Consider the following 17,771-nt stretch of genomic DNA (forward strand, 5'->3'; position numbering starts at 1 on the left):
TGCTTCTGAGCGCCGGGGCGTCGGTTCAGGAGCCGGCCGTGGCGAGGAGCTCCCGGGCGTCGCTGATCACGGCGGCGCGGCGGATCCAGCGGTCCAGCTCGTCGAGGTCGGTGCTCGCGAGGACGCGTTCCCGCACCTCGACGGGGACCTCGAGCCCGCGGGCTTCAAGGATGGCGAGCACGTCGTGCGCCTTGGTCTTCAGGGTGCCCTCGCGTATCCCCTCTTCTCGCCCCTTCGCCACGTAGCCGCGCGCGAATTCGCTCTGAAACTGGTAACCGCTCTTCATCATCGCCTCCAACTTTCGCCTCGCCGCTGCGTTTAGCGAGGATAGCACCAGATCCCCGTAGACGGCCCGGCGCTCCTCATCGAGCCCGGGTGCCGCCGCGAAGAACGCCTCACCGATCGCCACCGCCGCCTCGCTCTGTCCGTGCGCCATGGCCGAGAGCACGGCCACCTCGGGCGCCGCCTTCGCCTGCTCGGCGTCGGTGACGACCGGGACGCCCTGGGGCCCGAGCACCAGCGGCGTCAGCGTCCAGCCAGGGTGGCCAGTGAGTGGTTGCAATCATGCTGGATTTGCGCGGCGCGCCAGGCTCGTGCGGTGGTCCCGCACGGGCCGAGCAGCGTCCTCCCACTCATGAATTCCGGGCAGCTCCTCGGGATCATCACGCCATGTGACCCGCGTGCGCCCCCCGGCGATCAGGGCACGCTGCCGCGCGTGAGAGCTCTCGGGCACACGGGCGGACGCCGGTCCTCGGGAAGGCGCCGACACCGTTCCGATACCTCCTGTCGTACCGCAAGCTGGGGTATCGGCCGCGTCCGCGGCTGCCGGCGGAGCGTCAACAGTTCTCACCCCGCGTGGGCTGCCCATCTCCTCGGGGTCATTGACTTCCTTGTCCCGCGGGAGGCGTGTCGCTTTTTTGCAGCGCTCGCGCGCATCGTTCAGCCAAAGCATGTATCTCTCGAGCTGATTGACGCGCTTCGTCGCTGTCGAATCCCGGCGCGATCAGCTGGTTGATTCGCTTGACCACGTCGAGGTTCTCCGCTGAGAAGTCGGCCGCTCCGGCGCCGAGCTTCCCCGCTGCGCGAAGCTCGACGAGCTGCTCGTATGCCCGTTCGAACGACGCGAGATTCTCAAGAACCATCTGTCGGTTTGCGACCGCAAAAGCCCACTTGGCGACGATGTCGACCATATGTGCCCCGTTGTAGAAATCGACCAGCAGCTTCTCGATGTCCGCCATGCTGCCCTCGGCAATGTTCCTGGTTCGTCGGCGTTGCGACGGCCGATTGTAGAGACCTAGTCATTCCCAGAGTAGGAACAGACCTTCGGGAATGGCAGGCCGCTGACTGGATAATAGCAGTCGTCGCCATTCGGGTAATGATATCCGTACATGAACCCGATTGTTAAGTCGTTGCATGAAAACAGCTTGCCGTTTCCGCCATCGGGCTTGTATGGGTGTACGGCGAGCGCGACGCATCCGATTCCCTTCGCGAAGCACCGTTCTGAGCATGTGGTACCATGGTCTGGCGTGGCGCAGAATACTTTCAGTCCTGCTTCATACGGATCGTCATCGTGCGACGGACCGCTGTCGTCGGGGCGACTCGGCTCCGTGCTGTCGCACTCGGTTGGTTCCTCGGCGTTCTGCCGTTCGGGGGGCGCGTCACCGAAGTCTCCGGAACCAGTCGTAGGAATAATGCTGCCAGCGCCGGCTCCGCTCGTCTCCTCACCGCGGACCCAGCATTCCCCCATGTCATAGTTGCAAGCTACAAGACCAAGAAGCAGGATGGCAAAGACTTTTCTCATTTCGACTCTCCCCCGATCTACAGAGAGGCCCAGCGGTAAGGCAACCCGGCGAAAGGATTGACCGCAAGCCTGGGGCCAGCCCCGATCTGGTTCGCGCTATGCCAATGCCAACGCCGAACTCGACTGCCTTGGCGGGCGCCGAATCGACGAAGAGCGCACAGGGACAGCCGCAACGCACGGGCATGCGCGTCTCCACCTTCAGCCGGTGCCCCATGTTCTTCCCCGACTCCGGATGCTTCTCCCATTGAGGGCGGCGTCAACAGGCGACCCAGCTCTCAGTTATGTGCGCACTGCATCGAGTCCGCGATTCTGGCGTCGCCGGCCGCGTCCCTGGAGCGGCGGCGTCCGCAGCGCACGGAGCCCGTTGGAGGCGCGGGCCGTCTTGGGAGAGCGCGCCCTACAAGAACGAGGCGATTCCGATCCTGTCGTACCGGACGCCGGGTATCGGCCGCGTCCGGAGCTGCCGGCGTTGCCACCGGTGCTCAGGGAAGCGAGCGCGGAGAAGTAGGGAGGGCAGGGGACACCCTGCATCGCCGTCTGGCGATAGGGGCAGCGCGCTCGGCTGCTCCTGGGGCCCGGGGCGTCGGTTCAGGAGCCGGTCGTGGCGAGGAGCTCCCTGGCGTCGCTGATCACGGCGGCGCGGCGGATCCAGCGATCCAGCTCGTCGAGGTCGGTGCTCGCGAGGACGCGTTCCCGGACCTCGGCGGGGACCTCCAGCCCGCGGGCCTCGAGGAAGGTGAGCACGGCCTGCGCCTTGGTCTTCAGGGTGCCCTCGCGCATCCCTTCTTCTCGCCCCTTCGCCACGTAGCTGCGTGCGAATTCGCTCTGAAACTGGTAACCGCTCTTCATCATCGCCTCCAACCTCCGCCTCGCCGCTGCGTTCAGCGAGGATAGCACCAGGTCCCCGTAGACGGCCCGGCGCTCCTCATCGAGCCCCTCCGCCGCCCCCGAAAAAAAGGCCACGCCGATGGCTTCGGCCGCCTCGCTCTGTCCGTGCGCCATCGCGGAGAGCACGGCCACCTCGGGCGCCGCCTTCGCCTGCTCGGCGTCAGTGACGACCGGGACGCCCTGGGGCCCGAGCACCAGCGGCGTCAGCGTCCAGCCAGGGTGGCCAGTGTCGATCGGCCGCGCGCTCCACCGCGCCATCGCCGCGTTGATGGTCACGACCAGCAGCCCGGTTGGGCAGCGTCCTCCCACTCATGAATTCCGCGGAGCTCCTCGGATTCGTCACGGCGTGTGAGCCGCATCGGAACGAGGGATTTCGCAAGCCGGGCCTCCAGGACTACCTGCTCAGGTATCATGAGCGTACCGGGCGGCCGGAGGACGAGATCGTGGCGTGCGACGTGTACTGGGTGCGAGATCAGTGCCTGAAGCTGGGGAAGAGGGCGCCGTACAAGAACGAGGCGATGCCGATCCTGTCGTACCGGAAGCCGGGGTATCGGCCGGGTCCTGGGCTGCCGGCGTTGCTGCCCCCGCTCAAGGAGGCGAGCACGGAGAAGTAGGCTGGCGCCGAAGACACCCTGCATCGCCGTCTGGCGATAGGAACAGCGCGCTCGGCTGCTCCTGGGGCCCGAAGCGTTGGTTCAGGAGCCGGTCGTGGCGAGGAGCTCCCGGGCGTCGCTGATCACGGCGGCGCGGCGGATCCAGCGGTCCAGCTCGTCGAGGTCGGTGCTCGCGAGGACGCGTTCCCGCACCTCGGCGGGGACCTCCAGCCCGCGGGCCTCGAGGAAGGCGAGCACGTCGTGTGCCTTGGCTTCGAGGATTCCCTCCTTCCGGCCTTCCTGCCGGCCCTTCGCCACGTAGCCGCGCGCGAATTCGCTCTGAAACTGGTAACCGCTCTTCATCATCGCCTCCAACCTCCGCCTCGCCGCTGCGTTCAGCGAGGATAGCACCAGGTCCCCGTAGACGGCCCGGCGCTCCTCATCGAGCCCGGCCGCCGCCGCGAAGAATGCCTCGCCGATCGCCTCCGCCGCCTCGCTCTGTCCGTGCGCCATCGCGGAGAGCACGGCCATTTCGGGCGCCGCCTTCGCCTGCTCGACGTCGGTGACGACCGGGACGCGCTGGGGCCCGAGCACCAGCGGCGTCAGCGTCCAGCCAGGGTGGCCCGTGTCGATCGGCCGCGCGCTCCACCGCGCCATCGCCGCGCCGATCGTCACGACCAGCAGCCGGGTCGGGCAGCGGTGCCGGGCCCGCGTCTGGGTGACGTACACCGGCCAGACGTAGGGCTTGTCCGGGTCCACGCCGAGCTGGACCTCGACCACGATGGCCATCGCGGGCTGCTGCTGCTCGCCGACCAGCAGCACGACGACGACGTCCGCGCGGCGATCGGAGGGCACGAGCTCGGTGAAATCGGAGGACTCGACGCGCGCCTCCGTGAAGGTCGGGACCGGATGACCGAGCGCGTCGTGCAGCATCTCGGCGGCCAGCGTCGGCCGGTTCTTGAACAGCTCCACCAGGGCGTCATGGGTCACTGAGGGCATGGAGTGGTCTCACGAGTGGTTGCGATCATGCTGGATTGGCGTGGCGCGCCAGGCTCATGCGGTGGGACCCGCAGGAGCCGAGCAGCGTCCTCCCACTCATGAATTCCGGAGAGCTCCTCGGGGTCATCACGCCATGTGACCCGCGTCGCCCCCGACGGTCAGGGCACGGGGCTGAACGAGAGGGGACGGCGCTCGGGCGCACGAGCGGAATCAAGCCCTCGACGGTCGCCAACGCCGTACCGATGCCTCGGACATGGCGTCCGGTGTGGCTCTTGCGTAGCTGGCCCTCCGATTCTGCTCCGGCTTGGACACCCGGCGCCTTCACTCGGACGACATGGCGAGAGCGGTGTGTTTTCATTCTGAAAAGCGAGACGAGCCCGATCGTGACGTACCGGAAGCCGCGGTATCGGCCGCGCCCGGGGCTGATGGCGTTGCCGCCGGTGCTCAGGGAAGCGAGCGCGGAGAAGTAGGGAGGGCAGGGGGCACCCTGCATCGCCGCCCAGCGATAGGGGCAGCGCGCTCGGCTGCTCCTGGGGCCCGGGGCGTCGGTTCAGGAGCCGGTCGTGGCGAGGAGCTCCTGGGCGTCGCTGATCACGGCGGCGCGGCGGATCCAGCGGTCCAGCTCGTCGAGGTCGGTGCTCGCGAGGACGCGTTCCCGCACCTCGGCGGGGACCTCGAGCCCGCGGGCCTCGAGGATGGCGAGCACGTCGCGCGCCTTGGCTTCGAGGATTCCCTCCAGCCGCCCCTGCTCCCGGCCCTTCTCCACGCCTTTTGCCACGTAGCTGCGTGCGAACTCGCTCTGAAATTCGTAACCGCTCTTCATCATCGCCTCCAACTTCCGCCTCGCCGCTGCGTTCAGCGAGGATAGCACCAGATCCCCGTAGACGGCCCGGCGCTCCTCATCGAGCCCGGCCGCCGCCGCGAAGAATGCCTCGCCGATCGCCTCAGCCGCCTCGCTCTGTCCGTGCGCCATCGCGGAGAGCACGGCCACCTCGGGCGCCGCCTTCGCCTGCTCGGCGTCGGTGACGACCGGGACGCCCTGGGGCCCGAGCACCAGCGGCGTCAGCGTCCAGCCAGGGTGGCCGGTGTCGATCGGCCGCGCGCTCCACCGCGCCATCGCCGCGTCGATCGTTACGACCAGCAGCCCGGTTGGGCAGCGGTGCCGGGCGCGCGTCTGGGTGACGTACACCGGCCAGACGTAGGGCTTGTCCGGGTCCACGCCGAGCTGGACCTCGACCACGATGGCCATCGCGGGCTGCTGCTGCTCGCCGACCAGCAGCACGACGACGACGTCCGCGCGGCGGTCGGAGGGCACGATCTCGGTGAAATCGGAGGACTCGACGCGCGCCTCCGTGAAGGTCGGGACCGGATGGCCGAGCGCGTCGTGCAGCATCTCGGCGGCCAGCGTCGGCCGGTTCTTGAACAGCTCCACTAAGGCTTCATGGGTCACTGAGGGCATGGAGTGGTCTCACGAGTGGTTGCAATCATGCTGGATTGGCGTGGCGCGCCAGGCTCATGCGGTGGGGCCCGCAGGGGCCGAGCTGCGCTCTCCCACTCATGAATTCCGGGGAGCTCCTCGGATTCGTCACGGCGTGTGGCCCGCGCGTGCCCCGCGGCGGTCAGGGCACGGGGCGGCTGCACGTGGGGGCCCTCGGATACACGAGCGGAATCAAGCCGTTGCCTCCGGTGCTCAGGGAGGCGAGCGCGGAGAGGTTGGCTGGCGCATGGGCCACCGCCGTGGAGGGGGAGGGGGAGTGCTGGCCGCCACCCGCCATGGCGCCGCCACCCCTGAGTCGGCACTGTCGCCGAGTTTTCCCGTCGTTTCGTGCCGGCATGGGGGGTGCTCAAGGCCGAACATCATGCCGACGCTCGAGCACAACGCCCTCGTCGAGATGTTCCGTGAGCACCCGTAGCTCGCGCCCCACTTGCTCGCGACGCTCTTCCACGTCGAGGTGCCGCCGCACGCCTCGGTCGCGGTGGTCGAGTCGTCGCTCGAGCAGCTCATCCCGGTGGAGTTCCGCGCTGACCTCGTGCTCGAGCTTCGAGAGACGAGCGGCACGCTCGTTCTGGCGATCGTCGTCGAGGTCCAGCGCGACGTGGACCCGGACAAGAAGTTCTCGTGGCCGACGTACGTGACGGTCGTACGCGCCAGGAAGCGCTGCGGCACGGTCGTCCTCGTGGTCGCACCGGACGCCGGCGTGGCCGCCTGGGCGACGGAGACCATCGATCTCGGCCTGGACCGCGGCAACGTCGAGCCGCTGGTGCTCGGTCCGGCCGTCGTCCCCGAGATCACCGACCCTGACGAGGCCGGGAAGGAGGCGGAGCTCGCCGTGCTCTCGGCGGTGGCGCACGGCAACGGGCCGAACGGGCTCACCGTGGTCCGGGCGGCGCTCGTTGCCCTTGGCCGGCTCGACCAGGAGCACGCCATGGTCTACTTTCAGGTCATCTGGAGCGGGTTGCGTGAGCCCATGCGGCGGGCTCTGGAGGCGTTGGTGATGGAACGGCAGATCGAAGGCGAGACGACTTTTCCGTTCGTGCGGGAGCTCATGGATCGCAGCAAGCGCGAGGGCAAGCTCGAAGGCAAGAGGGACACCCTGCTTCGGTTGCTCGCGCGGGCCGGGATCGTGCTCGGCGAGAGCGAGAGAGAGCGCGTCCAGGCATGCACGGACATGGCGACCCTCGACCGCTGGATCGATAACGTCCTTGGGGCGACGACGGCCATCGAAGTGCTCTCATGACGGTTGACGGATGCGGCCCATCGGGCTGGCGATGAGATAGCTCACCAGATCGAGGGACTCGTGCTCGGTGCTGATCCAAGAAGGCGCGTAGGGGTCGAATCTACCCCTCTGCCTCACCGTGCTGGACCGGCGTTGGGCCTGGGACAGCGATGCTCGATGAAGACCGCGCGGCGTCTGTTGTCGAGCCTGTCGACGAAGCGCCGCAGAACCGACGCTCGCTGCCGGGCGCTCAGGCTTCCGGGGCGCGGCCGCTCGTCCGGAGCGCCCTTGCCGTGCGTGCGAGGGAACGACGGCACGCTGGGGCCTCGGTCGGTTGCATTCCAGAGACGACGTCAAAATCGTCGTGGAGACGCACGCAGCGGCCCGGGCGCGCGCCGTTGCCGGGCTGGCGATGCCGTTGATAAGGTGAGCTATCCATGACGCGCTTGCGCTTGCGGTCGGTCCTGTTGCGGTGCTGCCTCCTCGGCGCGTTGATCAGCGCCACGGGGCCCTCGCGCGCGGCGCCGCCGCCCGGGGGCTCGCCGCCGGCGGCCGCGGCGCTGCGCCAGAAGGCCCGGATCTCCTACTTCTCGCGGCGGTGGGCGGACGCCGAGGCGAGCTTCGAGGCCGCCCTGGCGGCGCCCGACGCCGCCGGGATGACCGAGGTGCAGCTGGCCGAGGTCCTCGGGTATCTCGGGCTCTCCGAGCTGGAGCAGGGCAAGCACCGGGAGGCCGCCGAACACCTGGGGGAGAGCCTCGAACACGATGCCGCCCTGAAGGAGCCGCTCGTCCGCCGGTTCACGACCGGGTTCAACAAGGCGCTGGAGCACGTCGGAAGGATCTACGTGGCTGCCGCCCCGCCCGACGCCGAGGTCCTCCTGGACGACGAGCCGATCGGGACGGGAGCCACGGTCCTCGAGCTGTTCGTCGATCCGGGGAAACACACGCTCCGGGCCCGCCTGTCGGGATACGAGGAGCTCTCTCATCGGGTCGAGATCGCCGGCGGGGCGACGATCGGCGCGACGCTGACGCTGTCGCGCGTGGCCCCGCCGCCCCCGCGCACCCCCGAGCCAAGCGCGGCGAAGCGCGGCCCGGTCGGACCGGCCGCGGCCCCGGCGCCTGGGCCCTGGGCGTCGTGGCCGGGAACACTGCGGATCGCGGGGATCGCCGTCACGACGGCCGCCATCTCCTCGGGGACTGTCTTCATGCTCCGGGCGAACGTCCTCGATCGAGACATCGACGAGCGCGGCGGCGGCCTCAACCGCGATCCAGCATCGACCTGGGACGCGTGTCGCCAGGTGCCGCAGCCCTCCGCCTGCCCCGAGCTCCACCGCTTGCGCGTCCAGCGCGACACGTCCCGCGTCCTCGGGGCCACCCTTGTCGCGACGGGGGTCGTCGTTGGCGCTGCGACCGTGGTGTCCTTCTTCGCGGGCTCCTCGTCCCCGCGAGCGAAGGCGGCGCCGGCCGCCCTCCGTGTCTTGCCGGTGACGACGGCGCACCAGATCGGGGTGGTGGCGCTCGGGGCGTGGTGACCCCGCCACCTGTGACGCACCCCCCTCGCCAGCCGCCACTCTAGCTCGCTTCCTGCAGATGAGCTCCCTCGCGCTTGACGAGCTCTTCTTATCTCGGTGCGCCCGCCCCTGCTGCGACGAACAGGAGAAGCCCCCGCTCGCGAGGGCGTCGCGCCAGACAGCACTCAGGAACGCCACACTGAGGCTCTTTGCCCCGTGCACTCCGTAAGGCGCACGACGAACCGGAGGCGACGGCAGCGCTCGTGAAACATTCGAGCAATGCGACGAGGCGTAGCGCGTCTGTCATCGTCCGGAGGGGCCCTCTCGAGCACGTGCAGCCTCGAAGCTTGGCATGTCGAGTGCTCGTCGATCGTCCCGCTCCCTGTGTCGCTCTGTACGGCGGACGACGAGCAGGGCTTGCAAAAATCGGCGGATCGTGAACCCGGATCTCGATTGGACATAACGAGGGGCGCCTCGAGGTGTGCGGTCGTCTCAGGCGTGCCCAGGCCGACGCGTCCTGATGTGTCGGCCGTCTCGAGCACATCCGTTTGAGGGTGCGACGTACTCGTTTGCGACCCTCGAAATGCCTGATGACACCGTGTCCAGGTGGCTCGAAAGCAGACCGTCTGGGCGCTCGCTCGCTCCCTTGTCTCCCCGGTCTCGATACGGCGGCAGGGGCGGGGCCCTCACGGGTTGAGCGAAGCGAGGTCCACCAGCGTTCCCCGCGACGCTATCGAGAACGCCTGACGTCCACGCGGCGACGGGCCCGGCCTCGCCCCGCTTTTGACAGGAGGTATTCACATGGCATCGAAGAGAGCGTTATTGACGGCGATCAACAACTACGGTAGCGAGGAGAACAACCTCCCGAGCTGTCTCGAGGATGCAGCCAAGTTCCGTTCGCTGCTGAGCGAGCGCTACGGCTTCAGTGAGTTCAAGGAGCTCTACGACGGCGACGCTACCGTCGCCAACGTGGAGGAGGGGCTCGCCTGGCTATTCGAGAATGTCGGCCCCGATGACCGGCTGGTCTTCTTCTACTCTGGCCATGGCTTTCAGCAGCCGCGTGGCGAGAACCTCGAAGAGTGCCTGGTCCTCGGCGACATGCAGTTCCTGTTCGACAACCGCCTGAGCGAGCTCAGCCAGACGGCCCCGCCTGGCGTGCTCACGGTGGTGCTCGATTCTTGTTTCTCCGGCGGGATGCAGAAGCAGGTCGCGATGGGCGGGCGCGTCGAGCTCGTGCGCAGCAAGGCGTGGTCACCGCCGCCGGACGTGCAGCAGGAGCAAAAGAGCCTCATCGGCCGGCCGCTCGTCCCGCGGCCCTTCGGCAGCGTGCAGATCGCGAGCGACGCGGGCGTCAAGCGGCTGGTGCTGGGCCGGGAGGCGATCGCCGCGGGGAAGGCGGCCGCGCCGGGCGAAGGCGGTGGGGACGAGACCGATCAGCTCACCTTCAATGGACTGCTGCTCTCGGCCTGCTCCGAGAACGAGACGGCGGCGGCCTCGACCTCGGCGACCGAGGGCCTGTCGGCCTTCTCGTCCGCGCTGCAGCAAGTGCTCGGCGCTGCGGGCGACGAGCCGTCGATTGCCGAGGTGCACGAGGGCGTCCGCGCCAAGCTCCAGGAGATGGGGTTCCGGCAGACTCCGCTCTTGAAGGTGCCGGCGGAGCCGGCCGGCCTCGCTGAGTCGAGCTTCCTGACGCTGGCTCCTGGCGCAGCCGCCGCGCCGGCCGAGGCACCCGGCCAGCCCGCGAAGGGCGCCGCGAAGAGCGCCCAGCCCACGAGGACCACGGCCGGCAGCGCAGCGCCCGGCTCGCCGCCGAACGCCAGGCCGGCGACCGGTGGCGCCGCGACGTCGCCGACCACGCCGGCGGAGGGGCAGCCACGGCAGCCCCAGGCCGAGCCGACCCCCGCGGGCGCAACAGCAGCGCGGCCCGCGACGCAGCAGCAGCGCCCGGCCGAGGCAGCCCCTGAGGGCGCCACAGCGCGGCCCGCGACGCAGCAGCAGCGCCCGGCCGAGGCAGCGCCCGCGGGCGCGACAGGAGCGCGGCCCGCGACGCCGCCGGCCGCCGCGGCGGGCGGACAGCAGCGGCAGCAAGGTGCGACGTCCCAGGCGACAGGCACGGCGGCCGCACCACCGGTGAACACGGACAGGAGAGAACAGGAGGGCGCTTCGATGGATACCATGCAAATGAGCGAAGAGAAGTGGATAGGCCTTGCCGCCAGCGTCACCGCATCGCTCGTCCCGGAGGTGATCCGGGCGGTCCGGCGCAAGGACTTCGCGCCCGAAGCCGGGGCCGCGAACGGTGGGTACGCCGGCAACGGCGAGTTCGCAGGCGCGGAAGAGAAGTGGGTGGCGGCGCTCGCGCGGGTGGCTGTGCCAGCCGCGATCAGCGCGGTGCCGGGCATGATCAACGCAATCCGAGGCAAAGACGCCTCCTTCGAGCAGGCCTCGCCGGCGGCGAACAGGCTGCCTGCCGGTGGCGCCGAGGGCGAAGGCTGGCAGCTGCAGCAGCGCCCGGCCGGGCCTGCGCCCGCTGGCGGAGCCGCGGCGCGGCCCGCGACGGCGCCGGCCATCGCCGCGGGCGGGGCGCCGCGGCAGCAAGGCGCGACGTCCCAGGCGACAGGCGCCGGGGCCCCACAGGCCAACACGGGCATGAGAGCGCAGGCGGGAGCGCCGGCGGATGCCACGCAAATGAGTGAAGAGAAGTGGATAGGCCTCGCTGCCAGCGTCACCGCATCGCTCGTCCCCGAGGTGATCCGGGCGGTCCGGCGCAAGCAGTTCGCGCCCGAAGCGCCGGCCACGGACGGTGGGTACAACACCGGTGACGGCGATGCCGCAGGCGCGGAGGAGAAGTGGGTGGCGGCGCTCGCGCGCGTGGCTGTGCCAGCCGCGATCAGCGCGGTGCCTGGCATGATCAGCGCGATCCGAGGCAAGGACGCCTCCTTCGAGCAGACCCCGCCGGCTGCGACCCGGCTGCCCGCTGGCGGCGCCGAAGGCGAAGAGAAGTGGCTGCCGCTCGCCATCGGGATCGCCACCTCGGTCGTTCCGGAGGTGATCCGGGCGGTCCGGCGCAAGGACTTCGCGCCCGAAGCCGGGGCCGCCAACGGTGTGTACGCCGGGAACGGCGATACCGCAGACGCCGAGGAGAAGTGGGTCGCGGCGCTGGCGCGGGCGGCTGTCCCGGCTGCGATCAGCGCGGTGCCTGGCATGATCAGCGCGATCCGAGGCAAAGACGTCTCCTTCGAGCTGGCGCCGCCGGCGGCGAGCCGGCTGCCCGCTGGCGGCGCCGAGGGCGAAGAGAAGTGGCTACCGCTCGCCATCGGGATCGCCACCTCGGTCGTTCCGGAGGTGATCCGGGCGGTCCGGCGCAAGGACCTCGCCCTCGGGTTCGGGGCCGCCGCCTGACGCACGGCCAACGCAGAAGAGATTTGGGTGGAGGCGCTCGCACGTGGGGTGGAATTCACAGGACGGCGGGGAGACGGGGAGTGAGATCTCATGAATCTCCCCGTCTCCCCGTTCAATTCCTCGCTAAAAATGCCAACAAAATGAGAGGAGTTGTCAGGAGGGGATCACCGTCGACGCGGCCGGCGGGGTGTCCCCCGCGGAGGCCCGCGGCGCGTCACTTCGGCCTGAGCTCCGTGAGGACGAGCAGGTACTCCGGCGGGTTGTTCGGCGACAGCTTGGCGTACGGGTTCTCCTTGGTGGGGAAGCCGGTGAAGCGCTTCGTGCTGTACTCGCCCCAGGACGGGTTCTTGAAGAGCGGGATCACCGGCGCGTTCTGCGCGTAGAGCATCTGCACGTCGTCGAGGATGCGCTTCTGCTCCGCTGACTCCGTCGCTGCCTCGAACTGCTGGAACAGCTTGTCGGCCTCCTTGTCGCCGTAGCGGTGCCAGTTGCGCGCGCTCGCCTCGCCGACGGGCTTCACGAGCTCCGCGGACATGAGATCTCGGTAGTAGTTGTAGGGCGTGGGCTCGACGGTGGTCCACCCCATCGACATGTCGAACGTGCCCTTCTGGAGCGCCTCGAAGAACGCGCTGAAATCGTACGCCTTGAGCGAGGCGTCGATGCCGAGCTGCTTGAGGTTCTGCGTCATGATCTGGACCGCGCGGACCCAGTCGGACCAGCCGGTGACGACGTTGATCTCGAAGCGCATGGGCTTGCCGTCCTTCACCCGGATCCCGTCCGGGCCCGGCGCGTACCCGGCCTCGTCGAGGAGCTGCTTCGCCCTCGCCACGTCGAGCTTCACCCAGTCGCCCGCCGCCACGGCCTTCGGGTTGCGCCAGCGCTCGTAGGAGTCGTCGAGCCCCGTCGCGTCCGCCGGCTGGGTGTAGTCGTTGGACGCGATCTTCACGATCTGCGCCCGATCGATGCCCATGCTGATCGCCTTGCGCACGCGCACGTCGTCGAACGGCTTCTTCGTGCCGTTCGGGTAGAGCGTGGCCATGCCGCCGACGAGCGGGAACCAGTAATGGTGGTTCGCCGGGTCCTTGGCGACATAGACCTTCTCGATCTCGGGGACGAACGCGCCCGCCCAGTCGACCTCGCCGTTGATGATCGCCAGGTTGACCTGATCGTTGCCCGGGTACGCCGGGAAGCGCAGCCCATCGACGGCCGGCTTCCCCTTCTGCCAGTAGTTCGGGTTCTTGCCGAGCTCGTACACCTGGTTCTGGAAGGTCTTGATCTCGGTGAACGGCCCCGTCGCCACGGGGTTCTCGTTCGCGTACGTGACCGGATCGGCGACGTCCTTCCATTTGTGCTCCGGCACGATCGGCTGGTGGCCGATGTAGCTGAGCCCCGGGACGTACGGCCGCTTCAAGGCGAACTCGACGGTCGTGTCGTCCGTCGCCTTCACCGACTCGACGAACTTCCACACCCCCGAGAGGTCGAGCGCGGCGTGCTTCTTCAGGAGCTCGAACGTGAACACCACGTCCTTCGCCGAGAACGCTTGTCCATCCGACCACTGGACGCCGGAGCGGGTCGTCAAGGTGAGCCTCTTGTTTCCGTCGCTCCACGCGTATTTCGTGGCGAGCCACGGCGTGTACTCGCCCTTCATCGTGTTGAAGATGAGCATCGGCTCGTAGATGCCGGCGAGCGTCGGGAACCGCACGCTCCCCTCGGCGAGCAGGGGGTTGAAGCTCCGCACCCAGGAAGCCTGCTGCTCCCTGGAGATCGTGACCATCGAGGCGCCCTTCGCCGCAGGCTTCGACGCGGGCGCCGCCGACCCGTCCGGAGCGCCACGCGCCGCCTCGGCTTTCTCCTTGGAAGAGCAACCCGCGGCGGCGCTGGCGGAAAGCATCAGCGCCGATAGAAAGAAGATGCGACGCGACATAAGTCCAGTCTTCATGACAAGCCTCTCCGCGCGGGCGACGTCGGGTCCCCGCGACGCTCCATCCCCGTGACAGCGCGCGGCCCCGTAGCCCGGCAGACAAGGGACGACGGACGGCCGCGCGAGGTCCTCCATGCCGTGCTCGGCATGGCATGGAACACTTTACCGGTTAAGTCATGTGGGTGTCAACGCGCAGACGTGGCAGTCGCCGCGCGCTCCGTCGCGCCGTCCTGCGAGGGACGGCGAGGGACGGCGAGGGACGGCGCGGGACCCCGGGTGCTGGGGGCCTGGTCGAGCGGGTCGCGGGCCCGCGCGCCCCGGACAGGCGAGACAGGCGAGCAGGGGGCTCACCCGCGCGTGGTGCTCGCCTATTCCGGACCTCCTCCTTCATGCTTCATGTCGCAGAGGAGGCGCTGCTCGAAAGTTAACCATGTTGACAAACCATCGTTGAAAACGATAGAGGTCGTAGTGTTGCCCTGAACTTGAAATCGATTCACTTCCCCTCTGCCAAGGAGCTCCTCCCATGAGATCGAATCCGCTGATGAACAAGCCCTGGAGCGCTCATCTCGGCTCGGCGTTGGCGCTGATCGTCGCTCCCCTGGCGCTGGGCTGTGTGAGCGAGATGGGTGATGAGGGCGAGGGGACCCTGGACGAGCCCGTCGGAGAGGCCCAGGCGGCGATCGGCTGGTCGGGGTACAGCTGGGGATGCGGCGGGAGCTGCGAGCTCAACCTGGGGACGGACGTCGACCGGACGTGTTTCCTCGCAGGCGTCTGGGGCAAGCTCGGGGCCAGCTCTCAGGCCGCGGTGCGCGTACAGCGGTCCGGCGGGGACTGGATCCTCAACGTCGATGCCGCCAGCGGCCAGAACCTGGGCGCCAACGCCGTGTGCGTCAACACGGCGGAGAACAGGACGGCTCAATTCACCTGGACCTGGGGACCGGGGGAGGGCCTGCCGACGAGCATGGGATTCGGCACGTCGTCACGGCGGTGCTTCCTCACGCAGGTGATCAGCAACGGCGCGTTCAGGTTCAACAACTGGATCACGGACTACGCGAGGGTGCGAAAAGACGCCTCGGGCGAGTGGTTCCTCGAGGGCGTCAGCACCACGGGCGTGGATACCCCGGTGACGGCCACGGTGAAGGCCATCTGCGTGGATGTGCCGCAAAACTACGGTGCATGGCAGTGGCTCGCGGGCAACAACCATCGCATCGATCCTCTGGCGAGCAATTCGGTCGGCGGGGTGGCGTGCGGCATGACAGGGCTGGGCGGGCCCTTCACGTCGAACAACTGGACCGATGGCGTCTGGCTCGAGTACAATCCAACGACGCTCGACTGGGAGCAGCACACCGTCAACAACAAGACGGCCTGGTCTCAGTGCGTCCGGTAACCGGCGCGGCGGCGCCGCCGCCCCTGCATGTGCGGTCGTCTGCGGGGGCGAGCGTCCCCCGCGCCTCCACGCCCACGCGGCGGCTCGGCGTCTTCACGGCACCTCTCGGACGCGCGCTGTGATGTAATGGGGCCGTGTCCACCCCCAGGGCAGCCGCTGCCGGGGGATAACCCGCGGTGAGCCCTTGAGCGCTTCTCCTCCCAAAGCGACGATCGCCGTCCTCGAGCGGAACCGCGTCGTCGGCCAGCGCATCGCCCGCGCGATGTCCGCTGCCTCCGGCCTGCAGGACGTCCCCGTCGCCAGCGATCCCGCCGAGCTGCGCGCCCGGCTGTCCGAGCGACCCCTCCTGCTCGGCTGCGACGCCGCCGATCTCGACCTCGCGCTCGAGTGGGCGGCCGAGCGGTACCCCAGCATGCACCTGCTCGTGTGGACCTCGGGCAGCACCGACGCGATCCTCCACGCCGCCCTGAAGGAGCCCCGCCTCTCCAGCATCGTCGGCTGGCCGAGCTTCGCCTCCATGCCGCGGCCCTGGGAGATCGCCCTCGCCGCCCGCCGCATCCTCAAGCCGCTCGCCCTGCCGCCTCGGCTCTCCGACCTGCTCTCCTGGGGCGCCACCATCGTGAAATGGCGCCCCCGCACGAGCGACGACCGCGACCGCACCGTCGCCGAGGTCGCGCACTGGGCCGAGCGCTCCGGCGCCCCCGCGCGGGTCGCCGAGCGGATCGCCTCCCTCGCGCACGAGCTGCTCATGAACGCCATGTACGACGCCCCCGTCGACCGCCGCGGCCGCCCCCGCTACGCGCACGACAGGCGGCGCGACCTCGTGCTCGAGGAGAACGAGATCCCCACCCTGCGCCTCGGCACCGACGGCGCGTACCTCGCCCTCCAGGCCCACGATCCGTTCGGCGGCCTCCGGCGACACCACGTCTTCGAGGGCATCACCCGCGGCCTGAGCGCCCGCGGCGCCGACTCGACAAGCGCCCCCGTGCTCGACACGTCGCGCGGCGGCGCCGGGCTCGGCATGCTCAAGATCTACGCGGCCGGCGCCGTGCTGGTCGTCGACGTCTCGCCCATGGCCTCGACCATGGTCACGTCCTTCTGGGACCTCGACGTCAACCCGCGCGAGTTCCGCTCGCTCCCGGCGTCCCTCCACTTCTTCGAGCGCTCCACGCCGGCGATGGAGACGCTGGAGCGGACCGGGTGGTGACGCCCGCGCTCGCCGCGCGCGGCGCAAGAGGACGACGAGCCGGCCGAGGCGGGCGCCATGGCTGAGATCGATCCGCTCCTCGCGCGGCAGCTCAGGCGCCTCGGGCTCGAGGACCTCGACGCGCCGCCCGACAGGGAGACCTGGCACAAGGTGGTCGCGCGCATCAGCGAGCACTACCGCCACGTCGCCGACGATCGGAGCCTGCTCACCCGCTCGCTCGACCTCTCCACGAACGAGATGGGCGCGCTGCACCGGCAGCTCCTGGCCGAGCGGGACCGCCTGCGCAGCGTCGTCGTGGCCATCGGGGACGCGCTGACCATCTTCCACGACGCCGCGAGCTCGCAGGTCGAGCCGTCGCGTCCGATCGAGGTCGGATCGACGATCTCCACGGCCAAGCGGCGCTTCGCGTCGAAGCTCGGCGAGCTCTTCTCCCTGAGCAGCGCGGCGCCCGGCGGCGCGACCCAGGCCGCCGCCGGCCAGGCCGCCGCAGGCCAGGACGCCGCAGGCGCGAGCGGCTCGGACGAGGCCATCAACGAGGTCCGCGTCCAGCTCGTCGCGCTCGGGGACCGGCTGGTGCAGCTGCTCTACGACACGGCGGAGAAGGCGTCGCTGAAGAAGCAGCTCGAGGTCGCGCGCGCCGTCCAGCAGATGCTCGTGCCGAGCCAGGACGTCATCGAGCGGCCCTCCCTGCGGCTCGCCAGCCACTTCCAGCCCGCGGCGGAGTGCGGCGGCGACTGGTGGACGTTCCACGATCTGCCGGACGGCAGGCTGCTCACCGTCGTCGGCGACGTGACCGGGCACGGCATCTCGTCCGCGATCATCACGGGGGCGGCGAAGGCCGCCTGCGACGTCGTGCGCACGTTCGCGCGCGAGGCGATCAGCCCGGCGCAGCTGCTGCGGGTCATGAACTGCTCGATCTTCGAGGCGGGGCAGCAGAAGTTCCTGATGACCTGCGCGGCGTGCATCTTCGACCCCGGCGCCGGCTCGATGACCCTCGCGAACGCCGGGCACCCGTTCCCCTACCTGGTCAGGAACAACGCGATCCGGCAGCTCGCCGCGCAGGGCGAGCCGCTCGGCGCGGCGAGCTCGGCCGAGTACACGTCGAGCACCGTCGCCCTGGAGGGCGGCGACGCGCTCCTCTGGTTCACCGACGGCGTGACCGAGTGCGAGAACGAGTCGAGCGAGCAGTTCAGCGAGAAGCGGCTGCGATCGCTCTTCCAGAGCGTGGCCGCCTGCGCGCCCGAGGAGGCGAGGGACGCGATCGTCGCGGCGGTGTCCAGGTTCCGCGGCGAGCGCGCCCTCGACGACGACGTGACGCTCGTCGTGGCCCGCGTGCGGTAGCCGACCC

At 69.5% G+C, this 17,771-nt stretch carries 13 protein-coding genes; 7 read left to right on the forward strand and 6 right to left on the reverse strand.

The window, feature by feature from the left end; all coding sequences use genetic code 11:
- Positions 1–25 precede the first annotated feature (25 nt).
- The 3 genes from WMF12_RS43965 to WMF12_RS43975 form a co-directional block, all read right to left on the reverse strand.
- On the reverse strand, positions 26–562 hold the full coding sequence (locus WMF12_RS43965) for a hypothetical protein (RefSeq protein WP_437854662.1): 537 nt from the start codon (positions 560–562) through the stop codon (positions 26–28).
- 316 nt (positions 563–878) lie between these two features.
- Positions 879–1,238 carry a hypothetical protein gene (locus WMF12_RS43970; RefSeq protein ID WP_437854663.1) on the reverse strand — a complete coding sequence of 120 codons (360 nt, stop codon included), beginning with the start codon at positions 1,236–1,238 and terminating at the stop codon, positions 879–881.
- Positions 1,239–2,389: 1,151 nt separating this feature from the next.
- Positions 2,390–2,965: a hypothetical protein gene (locus WMF12_RS43975; protein ID WP_437854664.1), complete on the reverse strand. Its 576-nt coding sequence runs from the start codon at positions 2,963–2,965 to the stop codon at positions 2,390–2,392.
- 35 nt (positions 2,966–3,000) lie between these two features.
- Between WMF12_RS43975 and WMF12_RS43980 the strand changes: the two genes are divergently transcribed.
- The gene (locus WMF12_RS43980; RefSeq protein ID WP_437854665.1) at positions 3,001–3,303 is read left to right on the forward strand and encodes a hypothetical protein; all 303 of its coding nucleotides are present in this window, start codon (positions 3,001–3,003) and stop codon (positions 3,301–3,303) included.
- An 81-nt stretch (positions 3,304–3,384) separates the two neighbouring features.
- On the opposite strand, the gene WMF12_RS43985 is transcribed toward WMF12_RS43980, so the two are convergent.
- Together WMF12_RS43985 and WMF12_RS43990 are read right to left on the reverse strand one after the other, a co-directional pair.
- Positions 3,385–4,281 (reverse strand): hypothetical protein, encoded by an 897-nt coding sequence (locus WMF12_RS43985; protein WP_437854666.1) that lies wholly within the window; start codon positions 4,279–4,281, stop codon positions 3,385–3,387.
- A 550-nt stretch (positions 4,282–4,831) separates the two neighbouring features.
- Positions 4,832–5,740 (reverse strand): hypothetical protein, encoded by a 909-nt coding sequence (locus WMF12_RS43990; protein WP_437854667.1) that lies wholly within the window; start codon positions 5,738–5,740, stop codon positions 4,832–4,834.
- Between the two features lie 466 nt (positions 5,741–6,206).
- Here WMF12_RS43990 and WMF12_RS43995 point away from each other — a divergent pair, with 466 nt between their 5' ends.
- The 3 genes from WMF12_RS43995 (at position 6,207) to WMF12_RS44005 (ending at position 11,908) form a co-directional block, all read left to right on the forward strand.
- Positions 6,207–7,019, forward strand: coding sequence for a hypothetical protein (locus WMF12_RS43995; RefSeq protein WP_437854668.1), 813 nt, complete (start codon positions 6,207–6,209; stop codon positions 7,017–7,019).
- Between the two features lie 416 nt (positions 7,020–7,435).
- Entirely contained in the window at positions 7,436–8,530 is a 1,095-nt protein-coding gene (locus WMF12_RS44000; protein ID WP_437854669.1) for a PEGA domain-containing protein, read from the forward strand.
- Positions 8,531–9,310: 780 nt separating this feature from the next.
- Positions 9,311–11,908, forward strand: coding sequence for a caspase family protein (locus WMF12_RS44005; protein ID WP_437854670.1), 2,598 nt, complete (start codon positions 9,311–9,313; stop codon positions 11,906–11,908).
- Positions 11,909–12,122: 214 nt separating this feature from the next.
- On the opposite strand, the gene WMF12_RS44010 is transcribed toward WMF12_RS44005, so the two are convergent.
- Positions 12,123–13,847 (reverse strand): ABC transporter substrate-binding protein, encoded by a 1,725-nt coding sequence (locus WMF12_RS44010; RefSeq protein WP_437854671.1) that lies wholly within the window; start codon positions 13,845–13,847, stop codon positions 12,123–12,125.
- Between the two features lie 505 nt (positions 13,848–14,352).
- Here WMF12_RS44010 and WMF12_RS44015 point away from each other — a divergent pair.
- From WMF12_RS44015 to WMF12_RS44025, 3 genes are all read left to right on the forward strand, one after another.
- Positions 14,353–15,216, forward strand: coding sequence for a hypothetical protein (locus WMF12_RS44015; protein WP_437854672.1), 864 nt, complete (start codon positions 14,353–14,355; stop codon positions 15,214–15,216).
- A gap of 184 nt (positions 15,217–15,400) precedes the next feature.
- Positions 15,401–16,423 carry a hypothetical protein gene (locus tag WMF12_RS44020; protein ID WP_437854673.1) on the forward strand — a complete coding sequence of 341 codons (1,023 nt, stop codon included), beginning with the start codon at positions 15,401–15,403 and terminating at the stop codon, positions 16,421–16,423.
- A 57-nt stretch (positions 16,424–16,480) separates the two neighbouring features.
- Positions 16,481–17,764: a PP2C family protein-serine/threonine phosphatase gene (locus tag WMF12_RS44025; RefSeq protein ID WP_437854674.1), complete on the forward strand. Its 1,284-nt coding sequence runs from the start codon at positions 16,481–16,483 to the stop codon at positions 17,762–17,764.
- The last annotated feature ends 7 nt before the right edge of the window (positions 17,765–17,771 follow it).

This window comes from Sorangium sp. So ce363, from assembly GCF_051520435.1.
Classification (GTDB): domain Bacteria; phylum Myxococcota_A; class Polyangia; order Polyangiales; family Polyangiaceae; genus Sorangium; species Sorangium cellulosum_B.

Excerpts from the sequence above, each read along its gene's own strand:
- WMF12_RS44010 (WP_437854671.1), bottom strand. The coding sequence starts at position 13,847 with ATGAAGACTGGACTTATGTCGCGTCGCATCTTCTTTCTATCGGCGCTG.
- WMF12_RS44005 (WP_437854670.1), top strand. The coding sequence starts at position 9,311 with ATGGCATCGAAGAGAGCGTTATTGACGGCGATCAACAACTACGGTAGC.
- WMF12_RS44015 (WP_437854672.1), top strand. The coding sequence starts at position 14,353 with ATGAGATCGAATCCGCTGATGAACAAGCCCTGGAGCGCTCATCTCGGC.
- WMF12_RS43985 (WP_437854666.1), bottom strand. The coding sequence starts at position 4,281 with ATGCCCTCAGTGACCCATGACGCCCTGGTGGAGCTGTTCAAGAACCGG.
- WMF12_RS43970 (WP_437854663.1), bottom strand. The coding sequence starts at position 1,238 with ATGGCGGACATCGAGAAGCTGCTGGTCGATTTCTACAACGGGGCACAT.
- WMF12_RS44025 (WP_437854674.1), top strand. The coding sequence starts at position 16,481 with ATGGCTGAGATCGATCCGCTCCTCGCGCGGCAGCTCAGGCGCCTCGGG.
- WMF12_RS43990 (WP_437854667.1), bottom strand. The coding sequence starts at position 5,740 with ATGCCCTCAGTGACCCATGAAGCCTTAGTGGAGCTGTTCAAGAACCGG.
- WMF12_RS43980 (WP_437854665.1), top strand. The coding sequence starts at position 3,001 with ATGAATTCCGCGGAGCTCCTCGGATTCGTCACGGCGTGTGAGCCGCAT.
- WMF12_RS44000 (WP_437854669.1), top strand. The coding sequence starts at position 7,436 with ATGACGCGCTTGCGCTTGCGGTCGGTCCTGTTGCGGTGCTGCCTCCTC.